Origin of the sequence: Gordonia sp. 852002-10350_SCH5691597 (assembly GCF_001665715.1) — a bacterium.
In the GTDB taxonomy this organism is placed as follows: domain Bacteria; phylum Actinomycetota; class Actinomycetes; order Mycobacteriales; family Mycobacteriaceae; genus Gordonia; species Gordonia sputi.
On sequence record NZ_LZMO01000300.1, the window covers coordinates 40,416 to 65,898 of the forward strand.

A 25,483-nucleotide genomic window follows, 5' to 3' on the forward strand; every position below is an offset into this window, starting at 1 on the left:
CTCGTTGCCCACGAGTGAACGTCACCCGTCCGCAGTCGTTCTCGCACCGGTTTATGCCCTGCTCACTTCTGTCGCGTCAGCATGTAGTACCCGCCCGCCACCATGACGACGCCGAGCACGATCGCCAGAAACCAATTGGCGAAGAACCCCACCAGGAGGAAGACCACGATGCCTGGCGAGATCGCCACGAGGCTCATCCCCGGATGCTCGCGCACCACCTGTGAGACTGCCTTGCTCTTTGCGGGATCGATCGCCATGACTTCCTCCTAGCGCGCGCCGCCGTCGGCCGCTGGACTCCGATGAGAGAGCGGTCGGCGACACCATTGGGGCGAACCTGCGTCGGTGGCTCCACTGTAGCCAATCGGGCTCTGGGGGCTATCGGCGTTTCAGGGTCAACGCGCAGCAATTCTGGGCGCCGCATTTCCGGGCCGCCCCCGGCTCTTCGGGCCCGCGGTGGTTCTGGGTTCAGTCGTCGCGCCTGGGTGGTTCCACCTCGTCGACGTCGAGGTGCTGGTCGACGTAGTCCGCGCTCGGAACGTCGTCGGATTGTGGTGGTTCGACGCCCGCGAGCGGGTCGACGAATTCGTCGAGCGGCGCATCGTCGGCAAGCGATTCGCCCGGCTCGTCGTCGAGTGGCGCTTCGGGGTCGACGACGCCGTCGGGCAGGTCTTCGCCTGAGATCGGTTCGCTCATTGTCGTCTCCTCGCGTCGAGTGATCGGCCTCTTCCGTTGTAACAAACGCCGCAGTTCGTGCGGAAGGAACAGACCGATCTCGTGGCGCGGAGGCGGGCCGGTACTACTGACTGCTCGCGGCGTTAGCGGTCGAGTGCGCTGACTCCGACGACGTCCCGGTGTCGTGTGTGTGGGTATCGGTGGTGTCGGTTGCGCCCTCGGTACTCGCGACGCCGTTCGACGCCGTGCCGGCTGGGCTCCCTGTGCCATCCGTCGAACGATGCTTACCGACGTAGTCATCAAGCGAGCGGTGCCTGCCCAGGTACCCTGATGCGCTGGAATCGCGCGAATCTCTCTGCGCGGCAACGGCTGTCGATTTCGGTACTGAAGGAGCGTCGACTTGTTTTGTCGCCGTGTCGGTTTCGGTCGTTGCCGTCGGTGCGTCAGCGGTGCTCGACGCCGCGGTCGTGTCGGTGTCGGTGTCCGCGGGAGCGATGGTCTCGCTGGCGTTGGCACGCAGAGCGCTCACCGACGATGAGGCCGTCGACCTGCTGACGGCGCTGGTAGACCCGTCGAACGGACCCAACGACGGCACCCCGAACGGGAACGTGATTTTGGGGATGTCGACGGTCGGGAGCAACTGCGCGGTGTCGACGTCGGCGAGGGTGACCACGGGAAGTCCCAGATGGTTCGGCTTGACCTTGCCGTTGACCGTCACCTTCGGATTGAACGTCACCGACGAGCCTAGCCAGTGCACCACGATGGGCGCCTGCGTGCCGTAATCGCTTGTGAGCGTGAACAACACGGGCAGACCGTACGCATCCGTCCGGTCGCCCCCGACCGTCAGCCGTGCGAAGTCCTTGCTGAGGGAAAGCGGCTGACCGTTCAGCAACGCGGCGACCACCTGCCCGAACACAGACCCCGGATCGAAGAGGACCGCGGAAGGGTCGGTCAAGGCCGACTGGAACTCCGGAACCGATTGTTGCAGATCAAGTCTGGTGTCAAACGTACCGGCGATGTTCACGCAGCCACCGACCGACTCGGCATAAGCAGCAGTCACGCCGCCGTAACAGCTGACGGATTTGATCCCTGGGATCTTCAGCCCGGTGCCGAGTCCGAGGATCGTGATCGGGACGTCGCTGGTCGTCCAGGCGTTGGCCATACCGACGACAGCGAACGCGTACGCCTTCCGACCGTCACTCGCACCCGCGGTCGCCAGGCTCACGGGGAGGTACGAGATCGCAGTGGCCCCTCCTCCGCCGGAGGCGTAGGCAAATTGGAAGCCGTCGCCGACCACCCGTGCCGAACCGATCGCTTCGGGGGCATCGGGAATGGAGGCAGACACACCGATGAGTTGCAGCAGCTGCTTGACGACATCGTTGTTGACTGCTCCCTGAATCGGCACATAAATCACTCGTGGCACGAGGTCGACGGATGTCGGTACGACTATGGCAACCCCCGTGCCCGTCGATGCGGAGCAGTCAGCTCCGCCGCTGGTGCCGCCGGTCGCGCAGCCTTTGATGCGCCACTCGTCCAAAGTCGTCTGGATCGCAGGGTTGTTGACCACGGAGCCGATCACGGAGCCGAGGACAGTTGACGGGCTGCTGTTGATGGACTTCACGGCGTTCACGTCGTCGAGGATCGACGCCTCCGCGTGCCCCGCCCCGACCGTCTGCCCGAAGCCGAGCGTGGTTGCGGCTGCGACCGCCACGGCGCCTGCCGCGGCGCGCTGACCGGCCTTGCGCTTGCGGCGTCGATCCTGTTTCTCCGCTCGACGAACTCCACCGCGCCGCGCACCGTTCACCGCCGATTGAGCCATGTGGCTTACCCCTCCGAGACATCCGCCCGAGTACTGTCCCCGAGCTAGGAGGATTGAATCACCACAGTTCACCCAGAGCGGACGATTTCAGGAAAACGCTCGAATGCTGACTGCGTTGAGGAGTCCGTTCAACGACTTGCCAGAATGCGCCGGGAGAGAACATCTTTCAGCGCACGACCGTTCACAATTTAGCGCCGCAAACGTCTGCTCGTCGGCGGCTCACCACCGCGTGCGCTCGAGCGGGCGGCCCGACTCCCCGGCCTGCGCGTCACATCCGAATCCGACCACCCAGTCGCCGTCGGCGAGCTCGACCTTGCCGAGCATCATCGGCTGCGGCAGTGCGGCGAGGAACTCCCCGAGAGCGGCCGGCGACAGCACCCAGCTCTCCCCCTCGATGACACAACCCGCACCGACGTCGCGGATCAATCCCGGCTTGGGCGGCGTCGTGTCCAGTGCGACAAGGCGATACGACGGCGCTGTGCGTACTTCCCTACCCCAGCGCGCGCCACGACCGCTGAGCTCGTGCGTCAGCGGTCCACCCGCCATATGTGCACCGAATACGGCCAACTCGACCGATGGCGCGACACGTTCGGGCCACGTCGGCATGGTCAAGGATGCGCTATCACGGGAGTTGGTCGGCGAAACCCGCAGTCGCCGAGCAAGATCGATGAGAACGGCGTCCTCGTGTGCACCCGCGAGGAGCGTGATGCCGAACTGGGATCGGGTTCCGTCGGCCTCGTCGACGACGCCTGCCGGGACCGCCAACCCGCACAGATCGAACAGATTGCAAAAGTTGGTGTAGGTACCCATCCGACTGTTGACGCCGATCGGGTCTGCGACGACCTCGTCGATTCGTGGATGAAACGGCGCCGTCGGCACCATCAGTGCTGTCGCATCACCCCACTGGTCCATCGCCAGCGCCCTGAGTTCTGCGAGTCGACGTCGAGCACGGAGCAGATCCACCGCGGTGTAACCGGATGCCTTCGACACGATCTGCGCCACAACGGGATCGAGACCGACGTCGTCGGAATCTGCTGCGCTGTCGATGAACTCACCGACAGCGTCGTATCGTTCAGAGACGAGAGCGTCGTCGTAGAGCAGTCGTGCCGCGGCGAGGAAGGGCGTGAGGTCGACGGTCTTGATCGTGAAGCCGGCAGCCTCGGCCGCGGCCACCGCGTCACTGAAGGCGCCACGCCAGCGATCGTCGAGTTCGGGGAGTTCGGCGGGCACCGCGATGACCGGGGCCTCGGGTGCCGCGAATCGGGTCGCTCTGTCGAATGGTCGCTCACCAGTTTCCTCTGCCATCACTCCGGTGGCGAGGTTCGCAAGGTCGAGGTCGGCGGCAAAGATAGTCGGGACGTCGTAGTCGGCACACGCGGGCACGACTCCGACGGTGGAGAGCGCCCCCACGGTCGGCTTCACGCCGACGATCCCCTGCAGACCCGCCGGGACACGACCCGACCCGGCGGTGTCGGTACCGATCGCGATGTCGGCGAAACCGAGCGCGACGGCAACCGCCGACCCGGAACTCGACCCGCCGGAGATTCGATCAGCTCGCCGCGAATCACGCACGGCGCCATAGGGACTGCGGGTTCCGACGAGGCCGGTGGCGAACTGGTCGAGGTTGGTCTTTCCGATGACGACAGCGCCTGCCTTGCGCAGCGCGGCAACCGTGGGCGCATCCGCGTCGGGCACGTAGGCGTAGCCGGGACACGCTGCCGTCGTGGGCAATCCCGCGACGTCGACGTTGTCCTTGACGGCGAGAGTCACTCCGGCCAGTGGTCCACCGCTCGCCAGAGACTGCTGGTAGTCGCGTGCGACGTCGGCCTGCGGACGAAGGGTGATGAACACTTCCGGCCGGTCGGCGTCGCGGATCGCGGCGTAGATATCGTCGATTTTCGTCATGCGACCTTCCCCTTGGGATCCGAGTTGCCGGTCTGGTTCTGCTCGGTCGTCGTGAACTCTCCTGCCAGAGACCATCGTTCACGCTCTTCGGCTCGCGCGTACTCCATCGTCGTGCGGGATGCGGCGATGGCGTCGGCGTTGTCGGCGAGGAAACGCTCGTGCTCTGCCAGCGAGAAGGTGCCTTCGGTGATGCGCACGCTGTCGCCGCGGCCCGCCGCGACGTCGGCCCGCATGTCCAGCAGTTCGTCAGCGCCGACCGGGTACCACTTGATGCGGTCGAAGAAGCGCAGCAGCCAGGGATGTTCGGGATCGAATCCCGGAGCCTGCTGCGGATAGCGATGGTTCCAGACCTGCGTCGTGCGGCCGACGAACTGGTAGCCGCCGGGCCCCTCCATACCGTAGATGCAGAGGTAGGCACCCCCGATGCCGACAGCGTTCTCGGGGGTCCAGGTACGTGCCGGGTTGTACTTCGTCGTGACCAGTCGATGCCGCGGATCGAGCGGAACCGCCACGGGCGCACCGAGGTACACGTCTCCGAGACCGAGAACGAGGTAGTCGGCGTCGAACACGATCCGGTGTACGTCGTCGACCGAGTCGAGACCATTCATCCGTCGGATGAACTCGATGTTCCACGGACACCAGGGAGCATCGGAGCGGACGCCGAGCATGTACCGTTCGATCGCCTCACGCGTGGCCGGATCATCCCACGACAGCGGCAGATGCACTGTGCGGCTGGGTACTACGAGTTCCGACGCCGCCGGGAGCTGACTCTCACACTCGATGAGCCAGTCCCGCATGGCGTGCTGCGACCACTTCGTCGGATCTGCTTTCACCTGAAGCGATCTGATTCCGGGTGTCAGGTCGACAAGGCCCGCGGGGTTCTCCGCTTCAATCCGCTCGGCGAGCGCATGCACGCGGGCACGAAGCGCGAGGTCGAGGCGCATCTCGCCGTACTCGACGAGGATGTTGTCGTCGCCGCTGCGGCGGTAGGTCACCGATGTGGTGCCGTCGGCCGTCGTCGTGGTTCCCAGAATTCCGCTGTCGGGATCGCCTCCGCGAGAAAGGACATCGACGAAGCTCGCTCTGCGTGCGAGACCCAGTTCTGCGGGCGACGCCGCCTCTGCCGCCTTGACCGCGACGAACCGCACCGTGTCACCGGGCTTGAGCTGCCCCAGCTTCCATCGCTCCGCCGCCGTCACCGTCACCGGACAGACGAACCCGCCGAGACTCGGTCCGTCGGGGCCGAGCAGGATCGGGGTGTCGCCGGTGAAGTCCAGTGCTCCAACCGAATACGCGTTGTCGTGGATATTCGACGGATGCAGCCCCGCCTCGCCGCCGTCGGTCCGTGCCCACTGCGGTTTGGGGCCGACCAGGCGAATCCCCGTGCGGTCGGAGTTGAAGTGCACCTGATAGTCGGTGCCCATGATCTCGGCGATGTCGGTAGGAGTGAAGAACTCCGGGGCCGAGTGCGGTCCGACCGTCACCCCGAGCTGCCATGCGTTCGTGAACGCCGGCTGCTCCTCGGTGAGAATCCGCGTCGAGTTCACGGTCGGGAGACCCGCCCGCGCCAGAATGTCACCGTCGGAAAGGACGCGACCGTCGAGTCCGCCGAACTTGCCCATCGTGAACGTCGAACGGCTGCCCAAATACTCCTCCGCCTCGACACCCTCGGAGATCGCGATGTACACGCGCAGTCCGAGGGAACCCACGGCTCCGATGTCGAGCACGCCGCCCGCGGGCACCGTGAGTGGGACCCATTGGGGCACAACGACTCCGTCGAGAGTCAACTGGACCGGGGCGCCGGTCACGGCAACAGTTGCCGACGTCGAGAAACGCAGGCGTGGTCCGAGCATCGTCACCTCGAGTCCCGCGGCATCGACCGGATTTCCGACGGCCATGTTGGCCAACCTGAAGGACAGGTCGTCCATCGGACCCGACGGCGGGACACCGACCTTCCAGTAGCCGACGCGGCCAGGCCAATCCTGGATGGTGGTCATGGGTCCGGCGCGCAGCACCTCGATGCCGTCGAACTGTGTTGTCTGGCTGTTCATCTCGTCTCCTGGCGGTCGGTACTCGGTCAGCCCCGCGGCCGCGTGACGATCACGCGGACGGCAGTCGGGTCGAATCCGTTGCAGGGGTTGTTGATCTGGGGGCAGTTGGACACGAGCACGAGAGTGTCGACTTCGGCGCGCAGCGCGAGGCGCTTGCCGGGCGCGGACAGGCCGTCGACGATCCCGAGTGCGCCGTCGGGGTCGACGGGCACGTTCATGAAGAAGTTGACGTTGCCGACGAGATCCCGCTTGCCGAGGCCGTGTCGTGAGCCACCGATGAGGAAGTTCTCGACGCACGCGTGCTGGTGCTTGGTGTGATGGCCGTAGCGCAGCGTGTTGGACTCCTGCGAGCACGCGCCGCCGAGGGTGTCGTGATTGCCGACCTCGTCGGCGACGATCGTCATCATCGGCTGCGACTCCTGGTCGCGGATCACCGTGCCGGTGGTCAGGAAGATGTTCCCCTGCGCGGCAATGGTTGTCTGCGCCGAGTAGCGGACCGAGTGGTCGTGGCCGCCGAAGAACAGCGTGTCGACGGCCTGGTTGCCGTGGAGGTCGACGATGGTCGCAACATCGCCCGCGGCAACGACTTCCGACCAGGGAGCGCGCTCAGCGACGATGCCGTCGTAGATGACGTCGCCGGGCACGAGCGCGAGGTCGGCCGCCGGGGCGGTGGTGGGGTTGATCGTGGTGGTCATCAGTGGTCCTTGCGTTCGGATGTGTGTAGTTCGGGGATGGGTGGTGGTTTCGACACGCCGCTCGTTCCTCGCGGCTGCTCAACCAGCGAGAAACGGCTCGTTCCTCGTGGCTGCTCAACGGTTCCGCTGGTTGAGCCGGGCGCGAGCACCTTCCGCTGGTTGAGCCGGGCGCGAGCGCAGCGAGCACCCGAGTCGAAACCACTGGCATCCGCTGGTTGAGCCGGGCGCGAGCGCAGCGAGCACCCGAGTCGAAACCACTCGCCGTCAGAAGCGCGCTGCGCCGTAGACGTCTTCGCTGTTGGCCACGGCGCGCTGGTATTCGGGGTCGCGGTCGGCCACGCCGGCGAGCAGAGCATCGAGGTCGTCGGTGGCACGCCACGCGAGCACCTCGAGGGGCCCCGAGCGGAAGTCCGCGCTTGGGTCGAGCGGGTGTGCGGTGTTGGCGATCGCCACGATGCACGGCAGGTGCAGAAGCAGGTCGACGCTCTTGTCAGCGCCCGCGCTCCCCTGGAACTCGAACGATCCCTCGTCGTCGACCTTCACTCCCTCGAAGAGCGAGAGCGACGGCGCCACATCGGTGGGCGTCAAGCCGTTCTTGGCCGCGGCCAGCTTGAGAAGCTCACGCCCCGCGGGAGTCGTCGAATATGCCTCTCCGTGGCCGTATTTGGCGGCATTGTCGGCGAGTGTGGTTGTGCCCGTGAGCGCGTCGTGGTGCCCACTGGTGTCGTCGACGATGGTGGCGAGCACCCTGCCCTGATCGCTCAGCAGGGGGTGGCCGGTGGTGAGGTAGGCCTGCCAGGGCACCTTGACGGTGTCGGCGACGTTGAGGCGTTCCCACGGGGCGTCGACGCGCCACAGGAGCAGGTGTGCGCACGCGTCACCGGTGATGTCGCGCAATCGGATTCGGGTCCCGCGGGCGAGCACCTTGGTGGTGTACCTGCCGCCGGGAACCGTCTCTGCCCAGGTGAGCGTCGACGAATCAACGTCGGTGATCGTCGTCGGCCAGTCGGTGGCGGGCACCACGGGCATGGAGTCGGTGATAGCGCCGGCCTGCGAGCGCGCGTGGGCTTTGGCGCCTGCGGTCGAGGCAGTCGAGGTAGTTGTCGAGTTGGTCATGATGACCCCTTCCGGGAATGTGTCGATGAATGTGCCGTCGCAAGAAGCGATCACACGGGTGCGGTAACCGGCTTGGGATGCGCTTTGCCGCGCGGGTAGCACGCGATGCCCACCAGAACCGTGGCCACGATGCAGATGGGGCCGGCCCACCGCAGGATCGGCATCTCCCCGGTCGGGTCGAAGACCTCGGCGCGCGGCCACGCCAGATTGATCACCATGAGCGACCCATAGGCGACGGCGAGCAGGTTGACCACGATGCCAAACGGTCCGAGCCCGAACAGCTTCTTGCCCTCGGCGTCGACCTGCACGCCTCCGGAGGGCCAGCCCTTGAAGCGGCGGTAGAGCATCGGGGCGGTCACCGCGAGGTACGCGAGGTAGATCAGGATGATGCAGACACTCGCGAGTGTGGCGAAGATTGCCGAGTTGCCGACGTTGACGACCAGGATAGCGATGCACAGCACACCGATGAGGATCGACGGCAGAATCGGTGTCCCGGTTCGGCTGTTGACATAAGCGAGTCTGGCCGAGAACGGAAGTCGTCCGTCACGCGCCATCGAGAACATCAGCCGCGAGCACGCCGTCTGGATGGCAAGGGTGCAGATGAAGATGGCCACCGCGACGTCGCACAACAGCACCTTGCCCCAGAAACCGCCGAGGACCGAGTCGAGTACGTACGGCAGACCGCCCGTCGCGAGTTCGTCGTCGAGTGTCGGCGCGGCCATCAACGCACCGAGAAGCATGAGTCCGCCGCCGATCGCCGACACGGTCAGTGCCATTCGGATGGTGCGCGGCGCGACGCGGCGCGGGTTGCGGGTTTCCTCGGCAAGTTCGCCCGCCGAGCCGAATCCGACCATCACGTAGGCAGCCATGAGACCGGAAACGATGAACGCCCAGATGTAACCCGGTTGCTGTCCCGGCGCGCCGGTGTCGAAGACGACTCCCGGCCCACGCTTGGCGTGAGTGAACAAGGCGAGCACCACCGCGACGACACCCACCAGTTCACAGGTGACACCGATGCTGTTGACCCGGCTCATCCACCTGACGCCGATGCAGTTGATCGCGGTCACAGCGATCAACAGGACCGAGCCGAGCAGGACGGCGTTCGCCGCGCCCGACGTGGAGGTGAGGGTGGGGTCGTCGCCGAGGATCTGGAAGCCGCTCCACACACTGGGCAGCACCACCTGCAGCGCAATGGCCGCAGCCGAGGCGGTGACAATCTGAGCGATCATCATGAACCAGCCACCGAACCAGCCGATGACCTCGCCGCCCATCCTGCGCGACCACTGATAGATCGCCCCGGAGATCGGATACCGCGCAGCGATCTCAGCAAAGCAGAGCGCAACGAGGAACTGACCCGCGTAGACGATCGGCCAGGTCCAGAAGAAGGCGGGGCCGCCGAAGCCGAAACCGAGTCCGAAGAGCTGGAAGATCGTCGTCAGGATCGAGACGAAGGAGAACCCCGCCGCGAACGAGGCGAACTTGCCGAGCGAACGGTGCAGTTGTTGGTCGTAGCCGAACTCTGAGAGATCGTCGGCGTCGGCGCCTGATGTCGGGGTGGGAGCCACTGTGAATGTCGAATCCGCGGGCGGTTGTGCGGTGGAGGTCATCGATCCAGTCCTTTGCGGTGAGGCTCCACATTGAGCGGGTTTATCTGCCAGTTGATAGATAACGCCTGCGCTTTTTCTATCGAGTGACAGATATGTTGCCGGGATGGAAACTCACGCTACGAGCGTGTTACGCGGCCCAGGTCACTTCACTTCCGCGCAGAGCGGACCGCGTTTGACCGCGAGATTCCCGTGATTTGGGCGGACTAGACTCGATGACGAACTTGCCGCAACCCACGCCCCAGCACGAATGGAAGAGCTTCCGAATGAGCACTGCGTCCCGGTCGGGCCGAGTGGCGGCAGGCCCCGGCCGACCGCGCCTCGTCGAACAACGCAGACGGGGAGCCACCGCGCGTGAGGAAATCCTCGACGCCGCAGCCGAACTCTTCTGCCGCCACGGTTACACGGGGACGTCGACGCGCATGATCGCCGAGGCCGTCGGCATCCGCCAGGCATCGATGTATCACTACTTCAAGAACAAGGACGACATCCTCGCCGCGCTGCTCGACGCCACCGTCGTCGGATCGCTCGAGCGCGCGAGAGAACTGCTCGACGACGACCGCGCCCCCCTCGACCGACTCCTCGACCTCGCCCGGTTCGACGCCGCACAACTCGTCGACGAGCGCTGGAACCTCGGTTCGCTGTACCTACTTCCGGAGGTGGGCGACGACCGCTACGCCCAATTCCGCACAGCGCGAAGCGAACTCGCCTCCGCCTACGAAACACTTGCCGCCGCCGTGCTCGACGACCCCTCAGACACTCGCAGCCTGCTCCCCTTCCGCCTCGTCGAATCGATGATCATGCTCCGCTCCGACGAACAGCGCGACGAACTCGACGGCCGCACCGCCGCCGACCTCGTCGACACGATCGTAGGCGCGATCGAGATGCTGCTCACGCACCGAAGCGGCGCCTGAAGTTCACGACCGTGGGCGCGATCGACATGCCGCTCACGCACCGAAGCGGCGCCTGAAGTTCACGATCGCGGGCGCGATCGACATGCCGCTCACGCACAGGAGCCGCGCCTGAAGTTCACGATCGTAGGCGCGATCGAGATGCTGCTCACCCACGGGAGCCGCGCCTGAAGTTCACGATCGTGGGCATGTGTTGGGTCGACGCGCATTCTCGGCGAGCCGGCCCCGCGCACTCGCGTGCGGACCATCAATCGGTCTGCCGCCGATGGCCTTGGCCAGACCCCACGGCGGCATCGCGTAGCTGATCGTCTCGTGATCACCGATGACGTAGGTCTCGTGCCAGATTCCGACGTCGTCTCGTCCACGGACAGTGGAATTGAACCACCGCCACGCCGGTAGATGCGGGGCAGCAGCATCGGCGGCGAAAGCCTGCAACGCTTCGGGAGACCGCCAGTAGGACAGCACCATCGGCGAGGGTCCGAGATACAACCGATAGAGCAGCATTCCAGAATCTCGGCGTCTACTCAGGTAGAGCAACATCCGGGGCATCGCGAAGAAGACGTACAACCACGACTTGAGCCTCAGTGGATGGTTCACGCGCATGCCGATGAGGAACAGCGAAGTACCCTCCGGCGGCGGCATGTTGGTCATTCGCGAGATCTTGTGAGTCTTCGGCATGGTCGTCCCCTGTTTCGTAACGGTGTTACGAAACGATGTTATGAAACAATGAGCGGCATGGCAAGACCCAAAGTGCACACCGCAGATCTGCGCAGACGACTCCTCGACGTCGCCGTGGCCATCACCACGTCCGACGGATTCGGCGCGTTGACCGTCCGGACCGTCGCGCAGGCTGCCGGGACGTCGACCACCGCGGTCTACTCACTGTTCGGCAGCATGGCGGACCTGCAACTGGGCGTAGTCATTCGCGCGTTCGAGAGCTTCGCGTCGGCGCAGGAGTCGGTCGGATCGTCGGCCGATCCCGACCACGACATCGCAGGCCTCGGCATCATGTATGTGCAATGGGCACTGGATAATCCGCGGCTCTTCGAGGTCATGTTCTCCCCCACCGCCTCGGGACTGACACCCACACCGGAGTTCGAGCAGAGCGCCGCGCGCGCGATGACTCCCCTGGCCGACGCCGTGCAGCGTGCCGTCGACTCGGGCCGGTACAAACCGGGCGAACCGTCGACGATCGTCGTATCGCTGTGGTCGAGTGTGCACGGACTCGCCCAACTGCTGCTGGCAGGCCTGGTCCCACCCGACGCCGACCCGGCCCGGGCTGCCCTTGCAACACTCGACGGTTGGCGAGCAACGCCCGGGACGTCACCAGAGGGTGGGGACGACCGATAGGCTGACGTCCATGGCCGGCCACAGCATGCAGTTCGACCCGATCGCCGAGGCGAAGGCCAATTGGACCTCGGCCGGGTGGGGCGACGTCGCCGAGGGGATGGTCGCGGTGACGTCGGTGATGCGAGCCCACCAGATTCTGCTGGCCCGCGTCGAATCAGCGCTCCGCCCATACGATCTCACCTTCTCGCGCTACGAATTGCTTCGGCTGCTTGCTTTTTCACGCAACGGTGCGCTCCCCATCACCAAAGCCAGCGACCGCCTGCAGGTGCACGTCACCAGCGTCACCCATGCGATTCGACGCCTCGAGGAGGCGCAACTCGTTCGACGTCTCCCCCACCCCACCGACGGTCGCACCACGCTCGTCGAGATCACCGACCTGGGCCGCTCGACGGTCGAGGACGCGACGTCGACTCTCAACCGCGAGGTGTTCGCCGACGTCGGCATGCCCCCCGAACACATCGCAGGACTCGTCGACGCGATCCACGAACTGCGCCACAACGCGGGTGACTTCTGAGCGCAATGACGGGCCGACCATCCGTTCGGGTTATCGACCGGATTCCGGCACAAAAGCCGTACGGATCACGCGGCAGCTTTTTGCAGTTCGGCCATGATCGACTCGAGTACGTGTTCGGGCCGCTCGATCAGGTCGGTCCACGTGAAGTTCAGCACCGTCCACCCCTTGGCGATCAGGGCGTTGCGGCGAGTCCGATCGTGCTGGAAAGCCTTGGCGTCCCGGTGGAAAGCGAAGCCGTCGACCTCGACGGCAAGCATCGCTGCAGGAAAGGCGAAGTCGATCTCGTAGTCGCCCTCGGCCAGGCCCGCCACCCAGGCAACGCCGACTTGTTCGAGCAGCGGAGCGAGGATGCGCTCGGCCGCTGACCGGGTACCGTCTCCGAGCAGATCGAGGTAGGTGCTGACGACCGCGCCGCCATGCCGTTTCGGGTAGCGACCATGCGCGTCGCGCAAACCCTGCAGTGTGACCCGTTTCGTGAGTAACCCTCGATCGAGCACGTCGATACCTCGCTCGATGGCAGCATCAACCAGTGACAGCTCGACCGACGTAGCCCGGAGGCCGTCTTTACTCACGACGTCCACGTCGTCGAGTCGTCGGAACCGCGGCATGGCCGTCGACGACCGTCGTGTGTGTGTTCCGCGATGGCCGGTCAGGACGAGTTGCTTGGTTGGTGGCGATGCCTCGATTCCGTGCCACCAGGCCGCGGCCACCCCGGCGAGGACGGCGTCGGGACCAATAGAATGCACCGCAATCCTCGCCTGCGCTCGGTCTGACCGGAAGTGTCCCGCGACCAGGAACACGCCGCGGGCGACCCGCGTCCACCGCGCTGCCTTGACGTGACGCGCTATCGCGGACCGCGTCACACCGCACTGCAGAGCCAGCTCCGTCGTGATGACCCCGTCGTGGCGCACGATGGCTTCGTTGATGTCCATGCGGCCTTTGACGTCTCGGGCCCGTCGTGGGTTCCGATGAACTCGTGTCCAGCCATCAGTTCGGGCTTTGTGCCGGATTCCGGCACAAAGCCCGAACAGATTCAGCGCAATGTCGTGATGATCGCCGAGAAGTCCAGGTCGGAGTGCTGTTCGGCGAAGGTGCGGTACAGCGCGGCGGCGTGCTCGCCCAGGGGTGCGCGCGACCCGGTGTCGGCGATGGCGTCGAGCGCGAGGCCGAGGTCCTTGTTCATCAGCGCGGTGGCGAATCCCGGCTTGAAGTCGTTGTTCGCGGGCGACGTCGGCTGCGGGCCCGGGACCGGACAGTTCGTCTCGATGGCCCAGCAGTTTCCGGTCGCGCCGGTGACCACGTCGTAGAGCGCGTCGTCGGACAAGCCGAGCTTCTCGGCCAGCACGAACGCCTCGCCGACCGCGATCTGCTGGACGGCGAGCAGCATGTTGTTGCACACCTTGGCCGCCTGACCCGCTCCGGAGTCGCCGCAGTGAATGATCTTGCCCGCCATCGGTTCCAGCGTCGGCCGTGCGGCGACGAACGCTTCCTCGGTGCCGCCGACCATGAACGCCAGCGTGCCGGCGACCGCGCCCTTCACGCCGCCTGAGACCGGGGCGTCGACCTGTGCGAAACCGTGATCTGCTGCGCGCGAATTGATCTCGCGTGCGTCGGCGACGGAGATCGTCGAGCTGTCGATGAGTAGCGCGCCCGTGGCCGTGGCGGGCAGGATCTCGTCGTAGAGCTTCTTGACGATGGCTCCGCTCGGGAGCATCGTGATCACGACCTCGGCGATGGCGACCGCTTCGACCGCCGTCGGAAAGGTCTGCACGCCTGCGGCTTCGGCGGTTTTGACCGCTTCGGGAACGGGGTCGTACCCGTGCACGGTGTGTCCGGCCTTGACGAGGTTGGCGGCCATGGGGCCGCCCATGTTGCCGAGTCCGAGAAAGGCGATCGTCGTCATTGTCGATTCTCCCTGTGTTGAAGTGTGTGTGGTCAGGTGGAGTTGGTCAGGACTCGCGGAACCGTGCAGCCACCGACCGACCCACGACGACGCGCATGATCTCGTTGGTCCCCTCAAGTATGCGGTGCACGCGCAGATCGCGGACGATTTTCTCGATGCCGTACTCGGTGAGGTAGCCGTAGCCGCCGTGGAGCTGCAGCGCCTGGTCGGCGACGGTGTAACAGGCGTCGGTGACATATCGCTTCGCCATTGCGCACTGCTCCACCTTGTCGAGCGCATTCGCGTCGAGAGACGACGCCGCGTGCCACAGCATCAGGCGCGAGGTCTGCAGCGAGGTGGCCATGTCGGCAAGGGTGAAGCGGATCGTCGGCTCGTCGATCAGGTTGTTCCCGAACGCCTTTCGCGACGCGACGTACGACGCCGCTTTGTCGAAGGCAGCCTGGGCACCACCGAGAGACGACGCCGCGATGTTGAGTCTTCCCCCATTGAGCCCGTTCATCGCGATCCCGAAGCCGATGCCCTCCTGCTCACCGAGCAGGTTGGTGGCGGGGACACGCACCTCGTCGAGGATGACCTGCGCGGTAGGCTGCGCGTGCCACCCCATCTTGTGTTCCTGTGCGCCGAAACTCAGCCCGTCGGAGCCTTTTTCGACGAGGAACGTCGAGATGCCCTTCGGTCCGTCGCCACCCGTGCGCGCCATGACGACATACAGATCCGACGACCCGGCTCCGGAGATGAACTGCTTGACGCCGGACAACACATAGTGGTCACCGACCTTCTCCGCGCGGGTCGACAGCGCCGCGGCGTCGGAGCCTGCACCCGGCTCTGTCAGACAGTAGCTCGTGATGGTCTCCATGCTCGCCAGGCGTGGAACCCAGTGCGCGCGTTGCTCATCGGTGCCGTAGCTGTCGACCATCCACGTGCACATGTTGTGGATGGAGAGGAATGCGGCGACCGCAGGGTCGGCGTAGGCGAGCTGCTCGAAGATCCGCACTCCATCGAGTCGACGCAGTCCGCTTCCGCCCACATCCTCGGAGCAGTAGATGGCGCCCATCCCGAGTTGAGCCGCCTCACGCAACTCCTCGACCGGGAAGTGATTGGTCGAGTCCCACTCGAGGGCATGTGGCGCAAGCCTTTTGGCCGCGAACGCCGCGGCGGTCTCGACGATGACGCGCTCGTCGTCATCGAGACCGACCGCGGTTCCGGCCGGAGCGGTGGTGGTCATCGCCCTCAGTCCATCGTCGGGATGACGAACTCAGCCCCGTCCTTGACGCCCGACGGCCAGCGCGACGTGACCGTCTTGGTCTTGGTGTAGAACTGGATCGAGCTCGGTCCGTGCTGGTTGAGGTCACCGAATCCGGAACGCTTCCAACCGCCAAAGGTGTAGTAGGCCACCGGAACCGGGATCGGCACGTTGACGCCTACCATGCCGACGTCGACACGCGCGGTGAAGTCGCGGGCGGCATCACCGTCCTGGGTGAAGATCGCAACACCGTTGCCGTACTGGTGATCCGACGCGAGAGCGAGTGCCTCCTCGTAGTCGCCCGCGCGCACGATCGAGAGCACCGGCCCGAAGATCTCGTCGGTGTAGATCGACATGTCCTTGGTGACGTGATCGAAGAGCGTCGGGCCGATGAAGAAGCCGTTCGACAGATCGTCGTCGCCATACGTCTGTTCATCGCTGCTGCGGTCGCGGCCGTCGATGACGAGTTCTGCACCCTCCTCGACACCCTTGCCGATGTAGCCCTTGACACGTTCGAGTGCCGCCGCGGTGACCAGTGGGCCGTAGTCGGCCTTGGGATCGAGGCTGTGGCCGACGCGCAGCGCGTTGACCTTGTCGATCAGCTTGGCGCGCAGCCGTTCTGCGGTCTGCTCCCCGACCGGAACGGCGACGCTGATCGCCATGCATCGCTCGCCTGCACTGCCGTAACCTGCGCCGATCAGTGCATCGGCGGCCTGGTCCAGATTGGCGTCGGGCATGATGATCATGTGGTTCTTGGCGCCGCCGAAACACTGCGAGCGCTTGCCGTTCGCGGCGGCGGTTGAATAGATGTACTGCGCGATGTCGGAGCTACCGACGAAGCCGAGCGCCTTCACCTCCGGGTGGTTCAGCAACGCGTCGACGGCCTCCTTGTCGCCGTGCACCACCTGGAACACTCCGTCGGGAAGACCTGCCTGCGTGAACAATTCGGCGAGACGCACCGGAACCGAAGGGTCACGCTCGCTCGGCTTGAGGATGAAAGCGTTGCCGCATGCGAGTGCGGGCCCGGCCTTCCACAACGGGATCATGGCCGGGAAGTTGAACGGGGTGATGCCCGCGACCACGCCGAGCGGCTGGCGGATCGAGTGAACGTCGATGCCCGAGCCCGCGCCTTCGGTGAACTCACCCTTGATCAGATGCGGTATGCCGATGGCGAACTCGATGACCTCGACGCCGCGCTGGATGTCGCCGAGGGCGTCGGCGTGTGTCTTGCCGTGTTCGAGCGACAGCGTCGTCGCGATCTCGTCGGCGTTCTGATTGACCAGGTCGACGAAGCGCATCAGCACGCGGGCGCGACGCTGCGGATTCCACGCGGCCCACTCCTTCTGCGCTTCGACGGCGGTTGCGACAGCGGCGGCGACGTCGTCGGTGCTCGCGAGGGGGACGGACGCCTGGACCGCGCCGGTGCTGGGGTTGAAGACGTCGGCGTGACGCCCGTCTGTCACCTCGACGCGCGCACCGTTGAGGTAGTGCGGAATGGACGGTACGGATGCAGCAGCGGTCACCGGTGATCACCTGTTCTGGGTTGTGGGTTGTCGAGAATCGTGGAGGTTCGCGGGGTCCCGGAGATGTGAGCCATCAGACCCTGTCCCACACATACTAGGACATCCAAGTAATTTCGTAAACGCCTTCGACAAAGGCTCTGATGCACCCCGAGCAGCCAGTTAGGGTAGCCTTCGTTTGGTTGCGGTCGTGTGTCGACCGCACTCACAAACCCACCCAAGCAAAACCCATCACGCGAGAACAAGGGAGCAGATCGTGTCCGTCGTCATCCTCTACGGCACCGAGACCGGCAACGGAGAGCTCGTGGCCGACGCCATCGCCGATGTCCTGGCTGCCGAGCACGATCCGTCGATCTACGACATGAGCGAGTTCGCCGTCGAGGATCTCGATCCCGACGACTTCCTCGTCGTCGTCTGCTCGACCTACGGCGAGGGCGAATTGCCGACGGGTGCCGAGCCGTTCGCCGAGGAGATCACCGAAACCACCCCGGATCTGTCCGGCGTGCGATTCGGCGTATTCGGACTCGGCGACACCATCTACGGCGAGACATTCAACCGCGGCGGCGAGCTCATGGCCGAACTCCTGACCCGCCACGGGGCGACCCAGGTCGGCGAGCATTTCCGCCACGACAACTCGTCGTCGATCAAGCCGGCGAAGGCTGCTGCCGAATGGGCGCAGGGCATCGCGAACGTGATCGAGCGCGTCGACGCCTGAACGCACGCGCACGACGCTCGGCATCGAACACTCCCGTCAGGCGACCCTGCGGATCGGTGAGACCGTCGACTCACGCAGTTGCGCGTCGCGTTCTTCGCCGCGCACCGCCGAGGACTTCGCGAGTTCGACGACGGAGCGGACCATCGCGGCGAGCACGATCCCGAGGAACAGCGCGGTGGGCACCGACACCTTGAGATTCTCACCGAGGAGCACCACACCGAGCGCCATCGCCACGGCGGGCTCCATCACATTCATGGCCGGGAACGACGTTTGCAGGTCGCCCGCGCCGAACCCCCTCTGCTGGGCCAGCACGGCTCCCGCCGCCACCAGAACCAGCAGGTAGATCTCGGGCCTCGCGAAGGTGTGGATGCCGTGGTGTGTCGCCTGGTACACCACCGTCTTGACCAGAAGCGCCGACACTCCGAACAGCGTGCCCGCTGCCAGTCCGTAGAACAGCGCCCGGTAGTGCGGGGTCGACCGCTCGGCAAGGACGACACACGCGACGACGACAGCCGCGACCACCGCGACGGTCCCCCACACCACCATGTCGTTGGGTCGTCGAAGCGACGGCTCAGGGCGAGAAATCAGCAGGAATGTCGCGACACAGCCGACGAGGATCGCGCCCCACGCCCATTCCTTGAGCTGCGGATGCCGGTGGTCGGCCCACGCTTCGAGCGGCAACGCGAACAACACCGCGAGCACGACGAGGGGCTGGACCAACAGGATGGAACCCAGCCCGAGCGCCGACGCCTGGAGCACGAACCCGATGATCGCGATCACCGCACCGAGCCACCAGCCAGGAGTGATGGCCCCCGACGCGCGGGAGGCACGCTGCCGAAGCACCGTGCCTCCAGCGATCAGCAGTGCTGCGAGAGTCGCCAGCAGCGCGGGAAGCCAGGAGTGCACGGGAACCAGGCTAATGGTGTCGCAGCGGCTTTGCGTCGGTCCGCCGCACTAATCTGAAGAGATGCGAGGCACACAACACAGCACTTCCGGGCACGACGACGCACGCGCCATCGCGTGGTTTCGGACTGAACTCGAACAACTCGCAACCCTCGATGCAGCGACGATCACCAAGGTCCTCGACGCAGCGCACATCGACCATTCGACCGTGCTGTCGATCATCGCCGACTGCCTCGACGAGGCCTACGAGTTCGACGCCCAGGCCGACGAGGCGTCGGCGGCAGGCAATGACGACCACGCGCAGTTCTGCCGGCAGGAGTCCGCGGCGTGGCGGGCGACCGTCACCGTGCTGCGTATCGCCGACGCCCGCCAGCGCGGCGATCACCGCGCGGGCCGCTCACGGAACATCGCATGAGCGCAGCGCCCCGCACACTGGTACTGATGCGGCACGGTAAGTCGGGCTATCCGCCGGGCGTCGCCGACCACGACCGACCGCTCGCCGAGCGGGGGCGTCGGGAAGCGACCCTCGCCGGCGAGTGGATTCGCTCCGAAGATCTCCGCGTCGACACCGTGCTCTGCTCGACCGCGACACGCACACGCGAAACGCTCGAACGCACCGCGATCAGCGCGCCGACGACCTTCCTCGACGAGATCTACGGCGGCTCACCCCTCGACATCCTGGAGGTCGTGAGGGTGTACGCACCGGCAGATGCGTCGACCGTTCTGGTCGTCGGACACGAACCGGGCATGCCGGAGACGGCGCTCACCCTCGACCCGGGCGGATACATCGATCGCTTCCCGACCTCGGCATACGCCGTCGTGGCGGTGACCCTCGACTGGGATCGCCTCGGCCTCGACGCCGATCCCGACGCCGAACTCCTCGGCGTCCGAGTACCGCGCGCCGAGGCGTAGTTCGTCACACCCGACTCGACCCGAGTGGCCAGAAGTGCTATCAATGGATTGCGCAATTGCGTAATCCATCATTTCACCGCCCGCATATTTCAACACCGAGGAGGTCGGGCACATGACGACCAGCTGGCCGCAACCGCTCTACGAGATCAAGGCGAACCTGTTCAAAGGGCTCGCACACCCGGTTCGGATCCGCGTGCTCGAGGTGCTCAGCTCCAACGGTGGGCCGACGCCCGTCAGCGAACTGCTGACGATCACCGGTCTCGAACCGACGACGATGTCGCAGCACCTCGCGGTCTTGAAGCGTCACCGCGTGGTGCACAGCGAACGCGTCGGCAACGCCGTCTTCTACAGCCTGGCGAACTCGAAGGTCGCGGACCTTCTCGTGACCGCGCGCGGTTTCCTCGCCGACACGCTGGGTGCCGAACGCGACCAACTCGACTCGATGGCTGCGCTCCCGCCCGTCGTCGCCCAGTGAGCGCGACGGCCACAGGGTCGAGGCGTCCAAGCTCAGCGTGGCTGCATGCGATCACCCCGCGCCGCATGCTGCGACTCATCCCCACCACCGGCGACTACGCCGGACTGCGTCGGTCCTGGAAGTCAGACCTCATCGCAGGTGTCACCGTAGGCGTCGTCGCCCTCCCGCTGGCACTGGCCTTCGGCATCAGTTCGGGTGTCGGGGCAGCCGCGGGTCTGATCACCGCTGTCGTCGCGGGCCTCGTCGCCGCGATCTTCGGCGGGTCGCACGTACAGGTCTCCGGCCCGACGGGTGCGATGGCCGTGATCCTCGCGCCCATCGTTGCGGCGCACGGTATCTCGTCGATCGCGTTGGTCACGGTGATGGCCGGGATCATCGTGCTGATCGCGGGAGTCGTAGGTCTCGGACGGGCTGTCACGTTCATCCCGTGGCCGGTGATCGAGGGGTTCACACTCGGTATCGCCGTCATCATCTTTTTGCAGCAGGTTCCCGCCGCGTTCGGCGCCGATGCCCCGAAGGGCGAACGCACCCTGCCGGCAGCAATTCACGTTGTCGCACATGCCGACTGGAGCGTTGCGCTGCAGACACTCGGCATCGTCGCCGTGATCGCCGTGCTGATGGTCGGGTTGCCGCGCATCCATCGGAGCATTCCCGAGTCGTTGACCGCGGTCATCCTCGTGACCGTGGTCGTCGGGTTCATGCACCTCGGGGTGCGTCGAATCGGCGAACTTCCCTCACACCTGCCTGCACCCGCACTACCGCACCTCGACGTCTCGACCATGAAATCCCTTGCGGGAGCAGCTGTTGCCATCGCTGCGCTCGCGGCGATCGAGTCGCTGCTGTCTGCGCGGGTCGCCGCAACGATGTCGCCGACGGGACCGTACGATCCCGACCGCGAACTCACCGGCCAGGGACTCGCGTCCGTGGCGTCGGGGCTGTTCGGCGGTATGCCCGCGACCGGAGCGATCGCGCGCACGGCGGTCAACGTGCGCTCGGGAGCACGCACACGCGTGTCTGCCATCGTGCACTCGATCTTCCTGCTCGGCGTGGTCTATCTGGCGACGGGCCCGGTCTCGCAGATACCGCTGGCAGCGCTGTCGGGTGTGCTGATGGTGACCTGCTTCCGGATGATCTCGTCGTCGACCGTCCGAAAGATCATGCGTTCCACACGATCCGACGCTGTGATCTTCGTTGTGACAGCAGTCATCACCGTCTGCTTCGACCTCATCGAGGCGGTGCAGATCGGGATTGTCGTGGCAGCATTTTTCGCACTGCGGCAGGTCGCCAAGCGGTCGAGTGTGACGCGTGAGGAGCTACCGGGTCCAGCACAACCGGGCGACGACGCGATCGCACTGCTCCGCCTCGACGGAGCGATGTTCTTCGGTGCGGCAGAACGCATCTCGACGACAATATCGTCCGGCGCCCACTCCGACACCACGGTGCGTGTGGTGATCATCCGGATGTCGCACCTCGGAATGCTCGACGCGACGGGGGCGCACACGCTCGCCGAGATCGTCTCCGATCTCGAGAGCCGCGGCATCACCGTCATCATCAAGGGTGTGCAGGACGACCATCTCAAGCTGCTCGAAGGCGTCGGAGTGATCGACGAACTCCGTCATGAGAATCACTTGATGACCAACCTCGACGACGCGATCGCCCATGCCCGCGAACATGTCTCGAACGAGAGCGTCTCCCCTGCAGGCTGCTAACCACCTGTGACGGGCGGCACGAACACGCACGGCACCGGTCGCGGATGCGCGGGGTCGAGTGCGTTGAGGACGTGTGCGACTGCTCGGCGGTCGGCCACGATCGACAGGTGGTCGGCGAAGTCGCGGTTGCATCCGTCCTGTAACTCGATGTTGCGCACCGACGCTCCCGGACCGCCGGGCGCAATGCCGACCCAGTAGGGCGTGACGATGTCGTCGAATCGGGTGACGATGTTCGTGTAGCTCACTCCGGGAAGGTAGGGAGTCGGCTGTCGCACAGCGTGGTTGAAGTCCAGATCGCGCGGCGGCGCAACGCAGTCCGGGCAGCTCGGGCGTTTCGGTGTCGGTACTCCCAGCGCGCGTCGGAACCCGGCGATAGCCTCACCGCGCGCATCGTCGTCATCGGGTCCCTGGCGCCAGTACGGGGCGAGTGAGATGTAGTGCGCCACGTGGCCACGACCACCGAGGTACTTCATCCAATACGTGGGGATCTCAGTACCGAGTGAATGCCCGACGACGTCGACCTGGTCGGTGTGCGTCGCAGCCATGACCTTCGACATGAACGACGCGAGTTGCCAGGCGCTGTCTTCTTTGGGGCCGAGCCCACCGAGTGCCGACGCGGGCCACTGCGTCGACAAGGCTCCGTACGTCGGCGCGAAGACGCAGTAGCCCTCGTTGGCCAACACGGGTGCGAGCGTTGCCCAATTCGTCTGCTGTCCACCGCCACTGCCGTGCACGAGGACGACGGGTCGAGGGTGGCGCGGCGTCGGACGGCAGGAGAAGTCGTTGGTGCCCGGCAGGGAACCGCCCGGATGCGCGAGTTCTGCGCGTGCGCCGTCGAGAAAGTTGTAGGTGACGGGAAGTCGGGGCGCGGCGTCGGCCGATGCTGCGCCGAACACAAGTGCGAGCACAGCCGCCAACGCCGCCGTGATCGCCGGCCACACTGCGCGAATCCTGTTCTGCATCAGGTCACCTCGAGGTCTAGATCGGTATCGGCGGTCGTCTCGGCGTCGAGGGGTACGAGATCCATGCGTACTCCGAGTAGTCGCACGGGGCGGTCGGCGTCGAATCGGTCGAGAAGATCGAGGACGACCGGTGTGAGTTCTGCGATGTCGACCGTCGGCGCGGCGAGCTTGCGCGATTTGGTCCTGGTGTAGAAGGTCGACGTGCGCACTGTGACCGCAACCCGGAACGGCACGCGGTCTTCGTCGATCACCTGGTCGAGCAGTTCCCGGGTCAATTGTTGTGCCGCGGAGTGCTTCTCGGCGACCGATGTCAGATCAGCGGGGAAGGTCCGCGACTTCGAGTGCGAGCGCGCCTCCCACGGTTCCGCGGTGATCGTCGAGTCGCCGTGGCCCCTGCACAGCACGTAGAGCCAATTGCCCTGGTGCGGACCAAATGTCGCGATGAGGTCGTCGCGCGGCGTGGCGATCAGATCGTCGACGGTGTCGATGTGATTGGCGCTGAGCTTCTGCGCGGTCTTGGGTCCGACGCTCCACAGCTCCCTGGTGGGACGCTGCCCCATGAGTTCTATCCAGTTGCGGTCGTCGAGCAGAAATACCCTGTCGGGCAACGGTTGCACCGGAAGGAAGGTCGACGACTCCACGGCCGCTTGGGGGTCTCGTGGTGGGAGCCTGTCGGGCTTCTTGGCGAACTCGGTGGCCATCTTGGCGCGCTGCTTGTTGTCGCTGATCCCGACCGACGAATCGAGGCCGGTTGCACCGAGAACCGCGGTGCGCATGCGGGCCGCGATCTCGGTGATCGCGGCGTCGTCGACGGCGTTGTTCGCGACGGATGCGGCGTCGTGCAGAGTTTCGGGGCCAACTGTTTCGGTGCCAACTGTTTCGGTGCCAACTGTTTCGGGGCCAACTGTTTCGGGGCCAACTGGTTCGGGGCCAACTGGTTCGACTCCCACGTATCCCTCGTCCCAGCCCCAGACCTCGACCGGGTACCCGAGTCCGCGGATCGTGTCCATGACCTCTGCCGACGCGGCGTCGTATGCCTCGGTATCGAGGGGGACGAAGACGGCGTCGGGAAGCTTGCGGTGGGCGGCGCGCAGCGGCATGCCCGCGCGGACGCCATGTGCGCGAGCCTCGTATGACGCGCACGTCACGACTTTGCGTGGCTCGGTCGGATCGCCGTTGCCACCGACGATGAGCGCGACGTCGGCGAGCTCGGGACTCCGCAGACGCTCGACCGAGACCTGGAATTGGTCGAGATCGATGTGCAGGAGCCACCGGAAGCGTTGCGGCCGATCCGTGCTCACGTGTCAAAGCCTACGGTCGCGCGCCGCTCCGCGCCGCAAGAACCACCGCCGACGCAATTCGCGGGCGCTGCTGGTCAGCCCAAGCCGGCGACGCGGACAGCGCTGCCGCCCAACCCGATGTGCTGGCAGCTGGTGCGCAGCGCGTGCGGGTTGTAGCGAAGGATCGCGAGGTCGGTGGCGCCGTCGTCCTCGGGCGTCTGCGACGCCGGTGCGGGGACGGCGAAAAACGCGCTCGCCTTGCTGACGTAGACGGCGAACAGGTCGCGGTCGCGCGCTGTGAAGGTGGGTAGGGCGTGCGCCATGACCCTGCCGAGCACAGCACGGTCGCGGTGCAGCGGCGGCGGCACGAGGTTGAGGTTGCGCGAGGCTGTCGCGCAGTTCGTCGGGTCGGTGAGTGCGTGAACCGCAACGAAGAGGAACGCCAGCCGCACCATGTCGACCTTCGCGACGTCGTTGCCGTCCCGGTAATCGTCGACGATGCTCTGCAGTGCCCGAACCGGCAGCACTGCGGGAGCATTGTTGAGCTGATCTGCGGCGCTCGCGTCCTCGCCGATCGAATCGATCAGCATGCCGATCAATACGTCGACGGCGTTCTCGTGCCGAGTGACCGCCTGACGCAGCGCTGCCGACGTCTCGTCGATCAGGCCGAAGCGTTCCGGCTCCGCGAGCAGAACGTCGAGTCCCGGGATGACGATCAGCTTTTCGACCTCGATCGCCTCGATCAACACCGCAGGCCGCAAGAAGCTTCGCGCGCGTTGTTGTCGCCGCACACCTCGTCCCTGCCGCTGCGCTTCGGACGAGCGCGAACCCCTCGAACGCGCTTGTCCTATATGCGTGGACACTCCGAAATCCGTAGCCGCCTCGGTCATGAACCCGCCCCCTTTTTTTCGACACTCGATTTTGTCGACACTCGATCGGATGACAGATCAGCATGAAAAAAGGGGTCACTACCGCCGAACTGAGCGCACGCTCTCGCGAACACCATCGTGGTGAAAGTGACCCCAAAAAGCATGACTACCAGCCGGTAGCTTACTGACCCGTAGGTAACGGTAGAACACGTGCCCACGTCATGTCCACACCCGAACGTGACTGTCGACACATTCACCAATCCGTCTCAGCAGGGGGCTTCAACCTGCATCGATGCACATGGCGGATGTTGCTGAACCAAACTTCACATTGACTTCAGCGCATGGTGTGGCGGGT

At 65.5% G+C, this 25,483-nt stretch carries 25 protein-coding genes; 8 read left to right on the top strand and 17 right to left on the bottom strand.

Annotation, left to right across the window (positions count from 1 at the left end):
- Positions 1–62: 62 nt before the first annotated feature.
- From A5777_RS22900 to A5777_RS22935, 8 genes are all read right to left on the bottom strand, one after another.
- Positions 63–257 carry a hypothetical protein gene (locus A5777_RS22900; protein WP_005206552.1) on the bottom strand — a complete coding sequence of 65 codons (195 nt, stop codon included), beginning with the start codon at positions 255–257 and terminating at the stop codon, positions 63–65.
- A gap of 208 nt (positions 258–465) precedes the next feature.
- Positions 466–693: a hypothetical protein gene (locus tag A5777_RS22905; protein ID WP_064864902.1), complete on the bottom strand. Its 228-nt coding sequence runs from the start codon at positions 691–693 to the stop codon at positions 466–468.
- A 103-nt stretch (positions 694–796) separates the two neighbouring features.
- Positions 797–2,491: a hypothetical protein gene (locus A5777_RS22910; RefSeq protein WP_064864905.1), complete on the bottom strand. Its 1,695-nt coding sequence runs from the start codon at positions 2,489–2,491 to the stop codon at positions 797–799.
- A 219-nt stretch (positions 2,492–2,710) separates the two neighbouring features.
- Positions 2,711–4,396, bottom strand: a complete 1,686-nt coding sequence (gene atzF, locus A5777_RS22915; protein ID WP_064864908.1) for an allophanate hydrolase — start codon at positions 4,394–4,396, stop codon at positions 2,711–2,713.
- Positions 4,393–6,447 carry a 5-oxoprolinase/urea amidolyase family protein gene (locus tag A5777_RS22920; protein ID WP_064864912.1) on the bottom strand — a complete coding sequence of 685 codons (2,055 nt, stop codon included), beginning with the start codon at positions 6,445–6,447 and terminating at the stop codon, positions 4,393–4,395. The genes atzF and A5777_RS22920 overlap by 4 nt, the downstream gene beginning before the upstream one ends.
- A 26-nt stretch (positions 6,448–6,473) precedes the next feature.
- Positions 6,474–7,142: an urea amidolyase associated protein UAAP2 gene (locus A5777_RS22925; RefSeq protein ID WP_064864915.1), complete on the bottom strand. Its 669-nt coding sequence runs from the start codon at positions 7,140–7,142 to the stop codon at positions 6,474–6,476.
- A gap of 264 nt (positions 7,143–7,406) precedes the next feature.
- On the bottom strand, positions 7,407–8,258 hold the full coding sequence (locus A5777_RS22930) for an urea amidolyase associated protein UAAP1 (protein WP_064864919.1): 852 nt from the start codon (positions 8,256–8,258) through the stop codon (positions 7,407–7,409).
- Between the two features lie 50 nt (positions 8,259–8,308).
- Positions 8,309–9,865, bottom strand: a complete 1,557-nt coding sequence (locus A5777_RS22935; RefSeq protein ID WP_064864922.1) for an amino acid permease — start codon at positions 9,863–9,865, stop codon at positions 8,309–8,311.
- A gap of 263 nt (positions 9,866–10,128) precedes the next feature.
- Here A5777_RS22935 and A5777_RS22940 point away from each other — a divergent pair, with 263 nt between their 5' ends.
- Positions 10,129–10,776: a TetR/AcrR family transcriptional regulator gene (locus A5777_RS22940; RefSeq protein WP_064864925.1), complete on the top strand. Its 648-nt coding sequence runs from the start codon at positions 10,129–10,131 to the stop codon at positions 10,774–10,776.
- 171 nt (positions 10,777–10,947) lie between these two features.
- On the opposite strand, the gene A5777_RS22945 is transcribed toward A5777_RS22940, so the two are convergent.
- A complete protein-coding gene (locus tag A5777_RS22945; protein ID WP_231895175.1) occupies positions 10,948–11,424 on the bottom strand; it encodes a DUF4188 domain-containing protein in 477 nt (158 codons plus the stop codon).
- 84 nt (positions 11,425–11,508) lie between these two features.
- Between A5777_RS22945 and A5777_RS22950 the strand changes: the two genes are divergently transcribed.
- On the top strand, positions 11,509–12,123 hold the full coding sequence (locus tag A5777_RS22950; protein WP_331710617.1) for a TetR/AcrR family transcriptional regulator: 615 nt from the start codon (positions 11,509–11,511) through the stop codon (positions 12,121–12,123).
- Positions 12,124–12,133: 10 nt separating this feature from the next.
- Complete coding sequence (locus A5777_RS22955; protein WP_064864935.1) at positions 12,134–12,637, top strand: MarR family winged helix-turn-helix transcriptional regulator; 504 nt, start codon at positions 12,134–12,136, stop codon at positions 12,635–12,637.
- A 65-nt stretch (positions 12,638–12,702) separates the two neighbouring features.
- Here A5777_RS22955 and A5777_RS22960 read toward each other — a convergent pair whose 3' ends face one another.
- From A5777_RS22960 to A5777_RS22975, 4 genes are all read right to left on the bottom strand, one after another.
- Complete coding sequence (locus A5777_RS22960) at positions 12,703–13,569, bottom strand: type IV toxin-antitoxin system AbiEi family antitoxin domain-containing protein (RefSeq protein ID WP_064864938.1); 867 nt, start codon at positions 13,567–13,569, stop codon at positions 12,703–12,705.
- A gap of 101 nt (positions 13,570–13,670) precedes the next feature.
- Positions 13,671–14,540: a 3-hydroxyisobutyrate dehydrogenase gene (mmsB, locus tag A5777_RS22965; RefSeq protein ID WP_064864941.1), complete on the bottom strand. Its 870-nt coding sequence runs from the start codon at positions 14,538–14,540 to the stop codon at positions 13,671–13,673.
- A 46-nt stretch (positions 14,541–14,586) separates the two neighbouring features.
- Complete coding sequence (locus A5777_RS22970; protein WP_064864944.1) at positions 14,587–15,765, bottom strand: acyl-CoA dehydrogenase family protein; 1,179 nt, start codon at positions 15,763–15,765, stop codon at positions 14,587–14,589.
- Between the two features lie 5 nt (positions 15,766–15,770).
- Positions 15,771–17,306, bottom strand: a complete 1,536-nt coding sequence (locus A5777_RS22975) for a CoA-acylating methylmalonate-semialdehyde dehydrogenase (RefSeq protein WP_064864947.1) — start codon at positions 17,304–17,306, stop codon at positions 15,771–15,773.
- A 253-nt stretch (positions 17,307–17,559) separates the two neighbouring features.
- On the opposite strand from A5777_RS22975, the gene A5777_RS22980 reads away from it, so the two are divergent.
- Entirely contained in the window at positions 17,560–18,018 is a 459-nt protein-coding gene (locus A5777_RS22980; protein WP_064864951.1) for a flavodoxin domain-containing protein, read from the top strand.
- 36 nt (positions 18,019–18,054) lie between these two features.
- Here the strand turns inward: A5777_RS22980 and A5777_RS22985 are convergent, their stop codons facing one another.
- The gene (locus tag A5777_RS22985) at positions 18,055–18,924 is read right to left on the bottom strand and encodes a DMT family transporter (protein ID WP_064864954.1); all 870 of its coding nucleotides are present in this window, start codon (positions 18,922–18,924) and stop codon (positions 18,055–18,057) included.
- A gap of 61 nt (positions 18,925–18,985) precedes the next feature.
- Between A5777_RS22985 and A5777_RS22990 the strand changes: the two genes are divergently transcribed.
- From A5777_RS22990 to A5777_RS23005, 4 genes are all read left to right on the top strand, one after another.
- A complete protein-coding gene (locus tag A5777_RS22990) occupies positions 18,986–19,336 on the top strand; it encodes a hypothetical protein (RefSeq protein ID WP_064864957.1) in 351 nt (116 codons plus the stop codon).
- A complete protein-coding gene (locus A5777_RS22995) occupies positions 19,333–19,833 on the top strand; it encodes a SixA phosphatase family protein (RefSeq protein WP_064864960.1) in 501 nt (166 codons plus the stop codon). Before A5777_RS22990 ends, A5777_RS22995 begins: the two co-directional genes overlap by 4 nt.
- Before the next feature lie 112 nt (positions 19,834–19,945).
- A complete protein-coding gene (locus tag A5777_RS23000) occupies positions 19,946–20,308 on the top strand; it encodes an ArsR/SmtB family transcription factor (protein ID WP_064864963.1) in 363 nt (120 codons plus the stop codon).
- A gap of 65 nt (positions 20,309–20,373) precedes the next feature.
- Positions 20,374–22,017, top strand: a complete 1,644-nt coding sequence (locus A5777_RS23005) for a SulP family inorganic anion transporter (RefSeq protein WP_064864966.1) — start codon at positions 20,374–20,376, stop codon at positions 22,015–22,017.
- Here A5777_RS23005 and A5777_RS23010 read toward each other — a convergent pair.
- The 3 genes from A5777_RS23010 to A5777_RS23020 all read right to left on the bottom strand — a co-directional run bounded on the left by A5777_RS23010 (position 22,014) and on the right by A5777_RS23020 (position 25,050).
- Positions 22,014–22,979 carry an esterase/lipase family protein gene (locus tag A5777_RS23010; protein WP_197501514.1) on the bottom strand — a complete coding sequence of 322 codons (966 nt, stop codon included), beginning with the start codon at positions 22,977–22,979 and terminating at the stop codon, positions 22,014–22,016. The genes A5777_RS23005 and A5777_RS23010 overlap by 4 nt on opposite strands.
- Entirely contained in the window at positions 22,979–24,280 is a 1,302-nt protein-coding gene (locus tag A5777_RS23015) for a Y-family DNA polymerase (RefSeq protein WP_064864974.1), read from the bottom strand. Before A5777_RS23015 ends, A5777_RS23010 begins: the two co-directional genes overlap by 1 nt.
- A gap of 74 nt (positions 24,281–24,354) precedes the next feature.
- On the bottom strand, positions 24,355–25,050 hold the full coding sequence (locus A5777_RS23020) for a hypothetical protein (protein ID WP_231894683.1): 696 nt from the start codon (positions 25,048–25,050) through the stop codon (positions 24,355–24,357).
- Between the last annotated feature and the right edge of the window lie 433 nt (positions 25,051–25,483).

Bases quoted from the DNA above. Each gene is read 5' to 3' on its own strand.
- A5777_RS22900 (WP_005206552.1), bottom strand. From the start codon at position 257: ATGGCGATCGATCCCGCAAAGAGCAAGGCAGTCTCACAGGTGGTGCGC.
- A5777_RS22905 (WP_064864902.1), bottom strand. From the start codon at position 693: ATGAGCGAACCGATCTCAGGCGAAGACCTGCCCGACGGCGTCGTCGAC.
- A5777_RS22910 (WP_064864905.1), bottom strand. From the start codon at position 2,491: ATGGCTCAATCGGCGGTGAACGGTGCGCGGCGCGGTGGAGTTCGTCGA.
- atzF (WP_064864908.1), bottom strand. From the start codon at position 4,396: ATGACGAAAATCGACGATATCTACGCCGCGATCCGCGACGCCGACCGG.
- A5777_RS22920 (WP_064864912.1), bottom strand. From the start codon at position 6,447: ATGAACAGCCAGACAACACAGTTCGACGGCATCGAGGTGCTGCGCGCC.
- A5777_RS22925 (WP_064864915.1), bottom strand. From the start codon at position 7,142: ATGACCACCACGATCAACCCCACCACCGCCCCGGCGGCCGACCTCGCG.
- A5777_RS22930 (WP_064864919.1), bottom strand. From the start codon at position 8,258: ATGACCAACTCGACAACTACCTCGACTGCCTCGACCGCAGGCGCCAAA.
- A5777_RS22935 (WP_064864922.1), bottom strand. From the start codon at position 9,865: ATGACCTCCACCGCACAACCGCCCGCGGATTCGACATTCACAGTGGCT.
- A5777_RS22940 (WP_064864925.1), top strand. From the start codon at position 10,129: ATGAGCACTGCGTCCCGGTCGGGCCGAGTGGCGGCAGGCCCCGGCCGA.
- A5777_RS22945 (WP_231895175.1), bottom strand. From the start codon at position 11,424: ATGACCAACATGCCGCCGCCGGAGGGTACTTCGCTGTTCCTCATCGGC.
- A5777_RS22950 (WP_331710617.1), top strand. From the start codon at position 11,509: ATGGCAAGACCCAAAGTGCACACCGCAGATCTGCGCAGACGACTCCTC.
- A5777_RS22955 (WP_064864935.1), top strand. From the start codon at position 12,134: ATGGCCGGCCACAGCATGCAGTTCGACCCGATCGCCGAGGCGAAGGCC.
- A5777_RS22960 (WP_064864938.1), bottom strand. From the start codon at position 13,569: ATGGACATCAACGAAGCCATCGTGCGCCACGACGGGGTCATCACGACG.
- mmsB (WP_064864941.1), bottom strand. From the start codon at position 14,540: ATGACGACGATCGCCTTTCTCGGACTCGGCAACATGGGCGGCCCCATG.
- A5777_RS22970 (WP_064864944.1), bottom strand. From the start codon at position 15,765: ATGACCACCACCGCTCCGGCCGGAACCGCGGTCGGTCTCGATGACGAC.
- A5777_RS22990 (WP_064864957.1), top strand. From the start codon at position 18,986: ATGCGAGGCACACAACACAGCACTTCCGGGCACGACGACGCACGCGCC.
- A5777_RS22995 (WP_064864960.1), top strand. From the start codon at position 19,333: ATGAGCGCAGCGCCCCGCACACTGGTACTGATGCGGCACGGTAAGTCG.
- A5777_RS23000 (WP_064864963.1), top strand. From the start codon at position 19,946: ATGACGACCAGCTGGCCGCAACCGCTCTACGAGATCAAGGCGAACCTG.
- A5777_RS23005 (WP_064864966.1), top strand. From the start codon at position 20,374: ATGCTGCGACTCATCCCCACCACCGGCGACTACGCCGGACTGCGTCGG.
- A5777_RS23010 (WP_197501514.1), bottom strand. From the start codon at position 22,979: ATGCAGAACAGGATTCGCGCAGTGTGGCCGGCGATCACGGCGGCGTTG.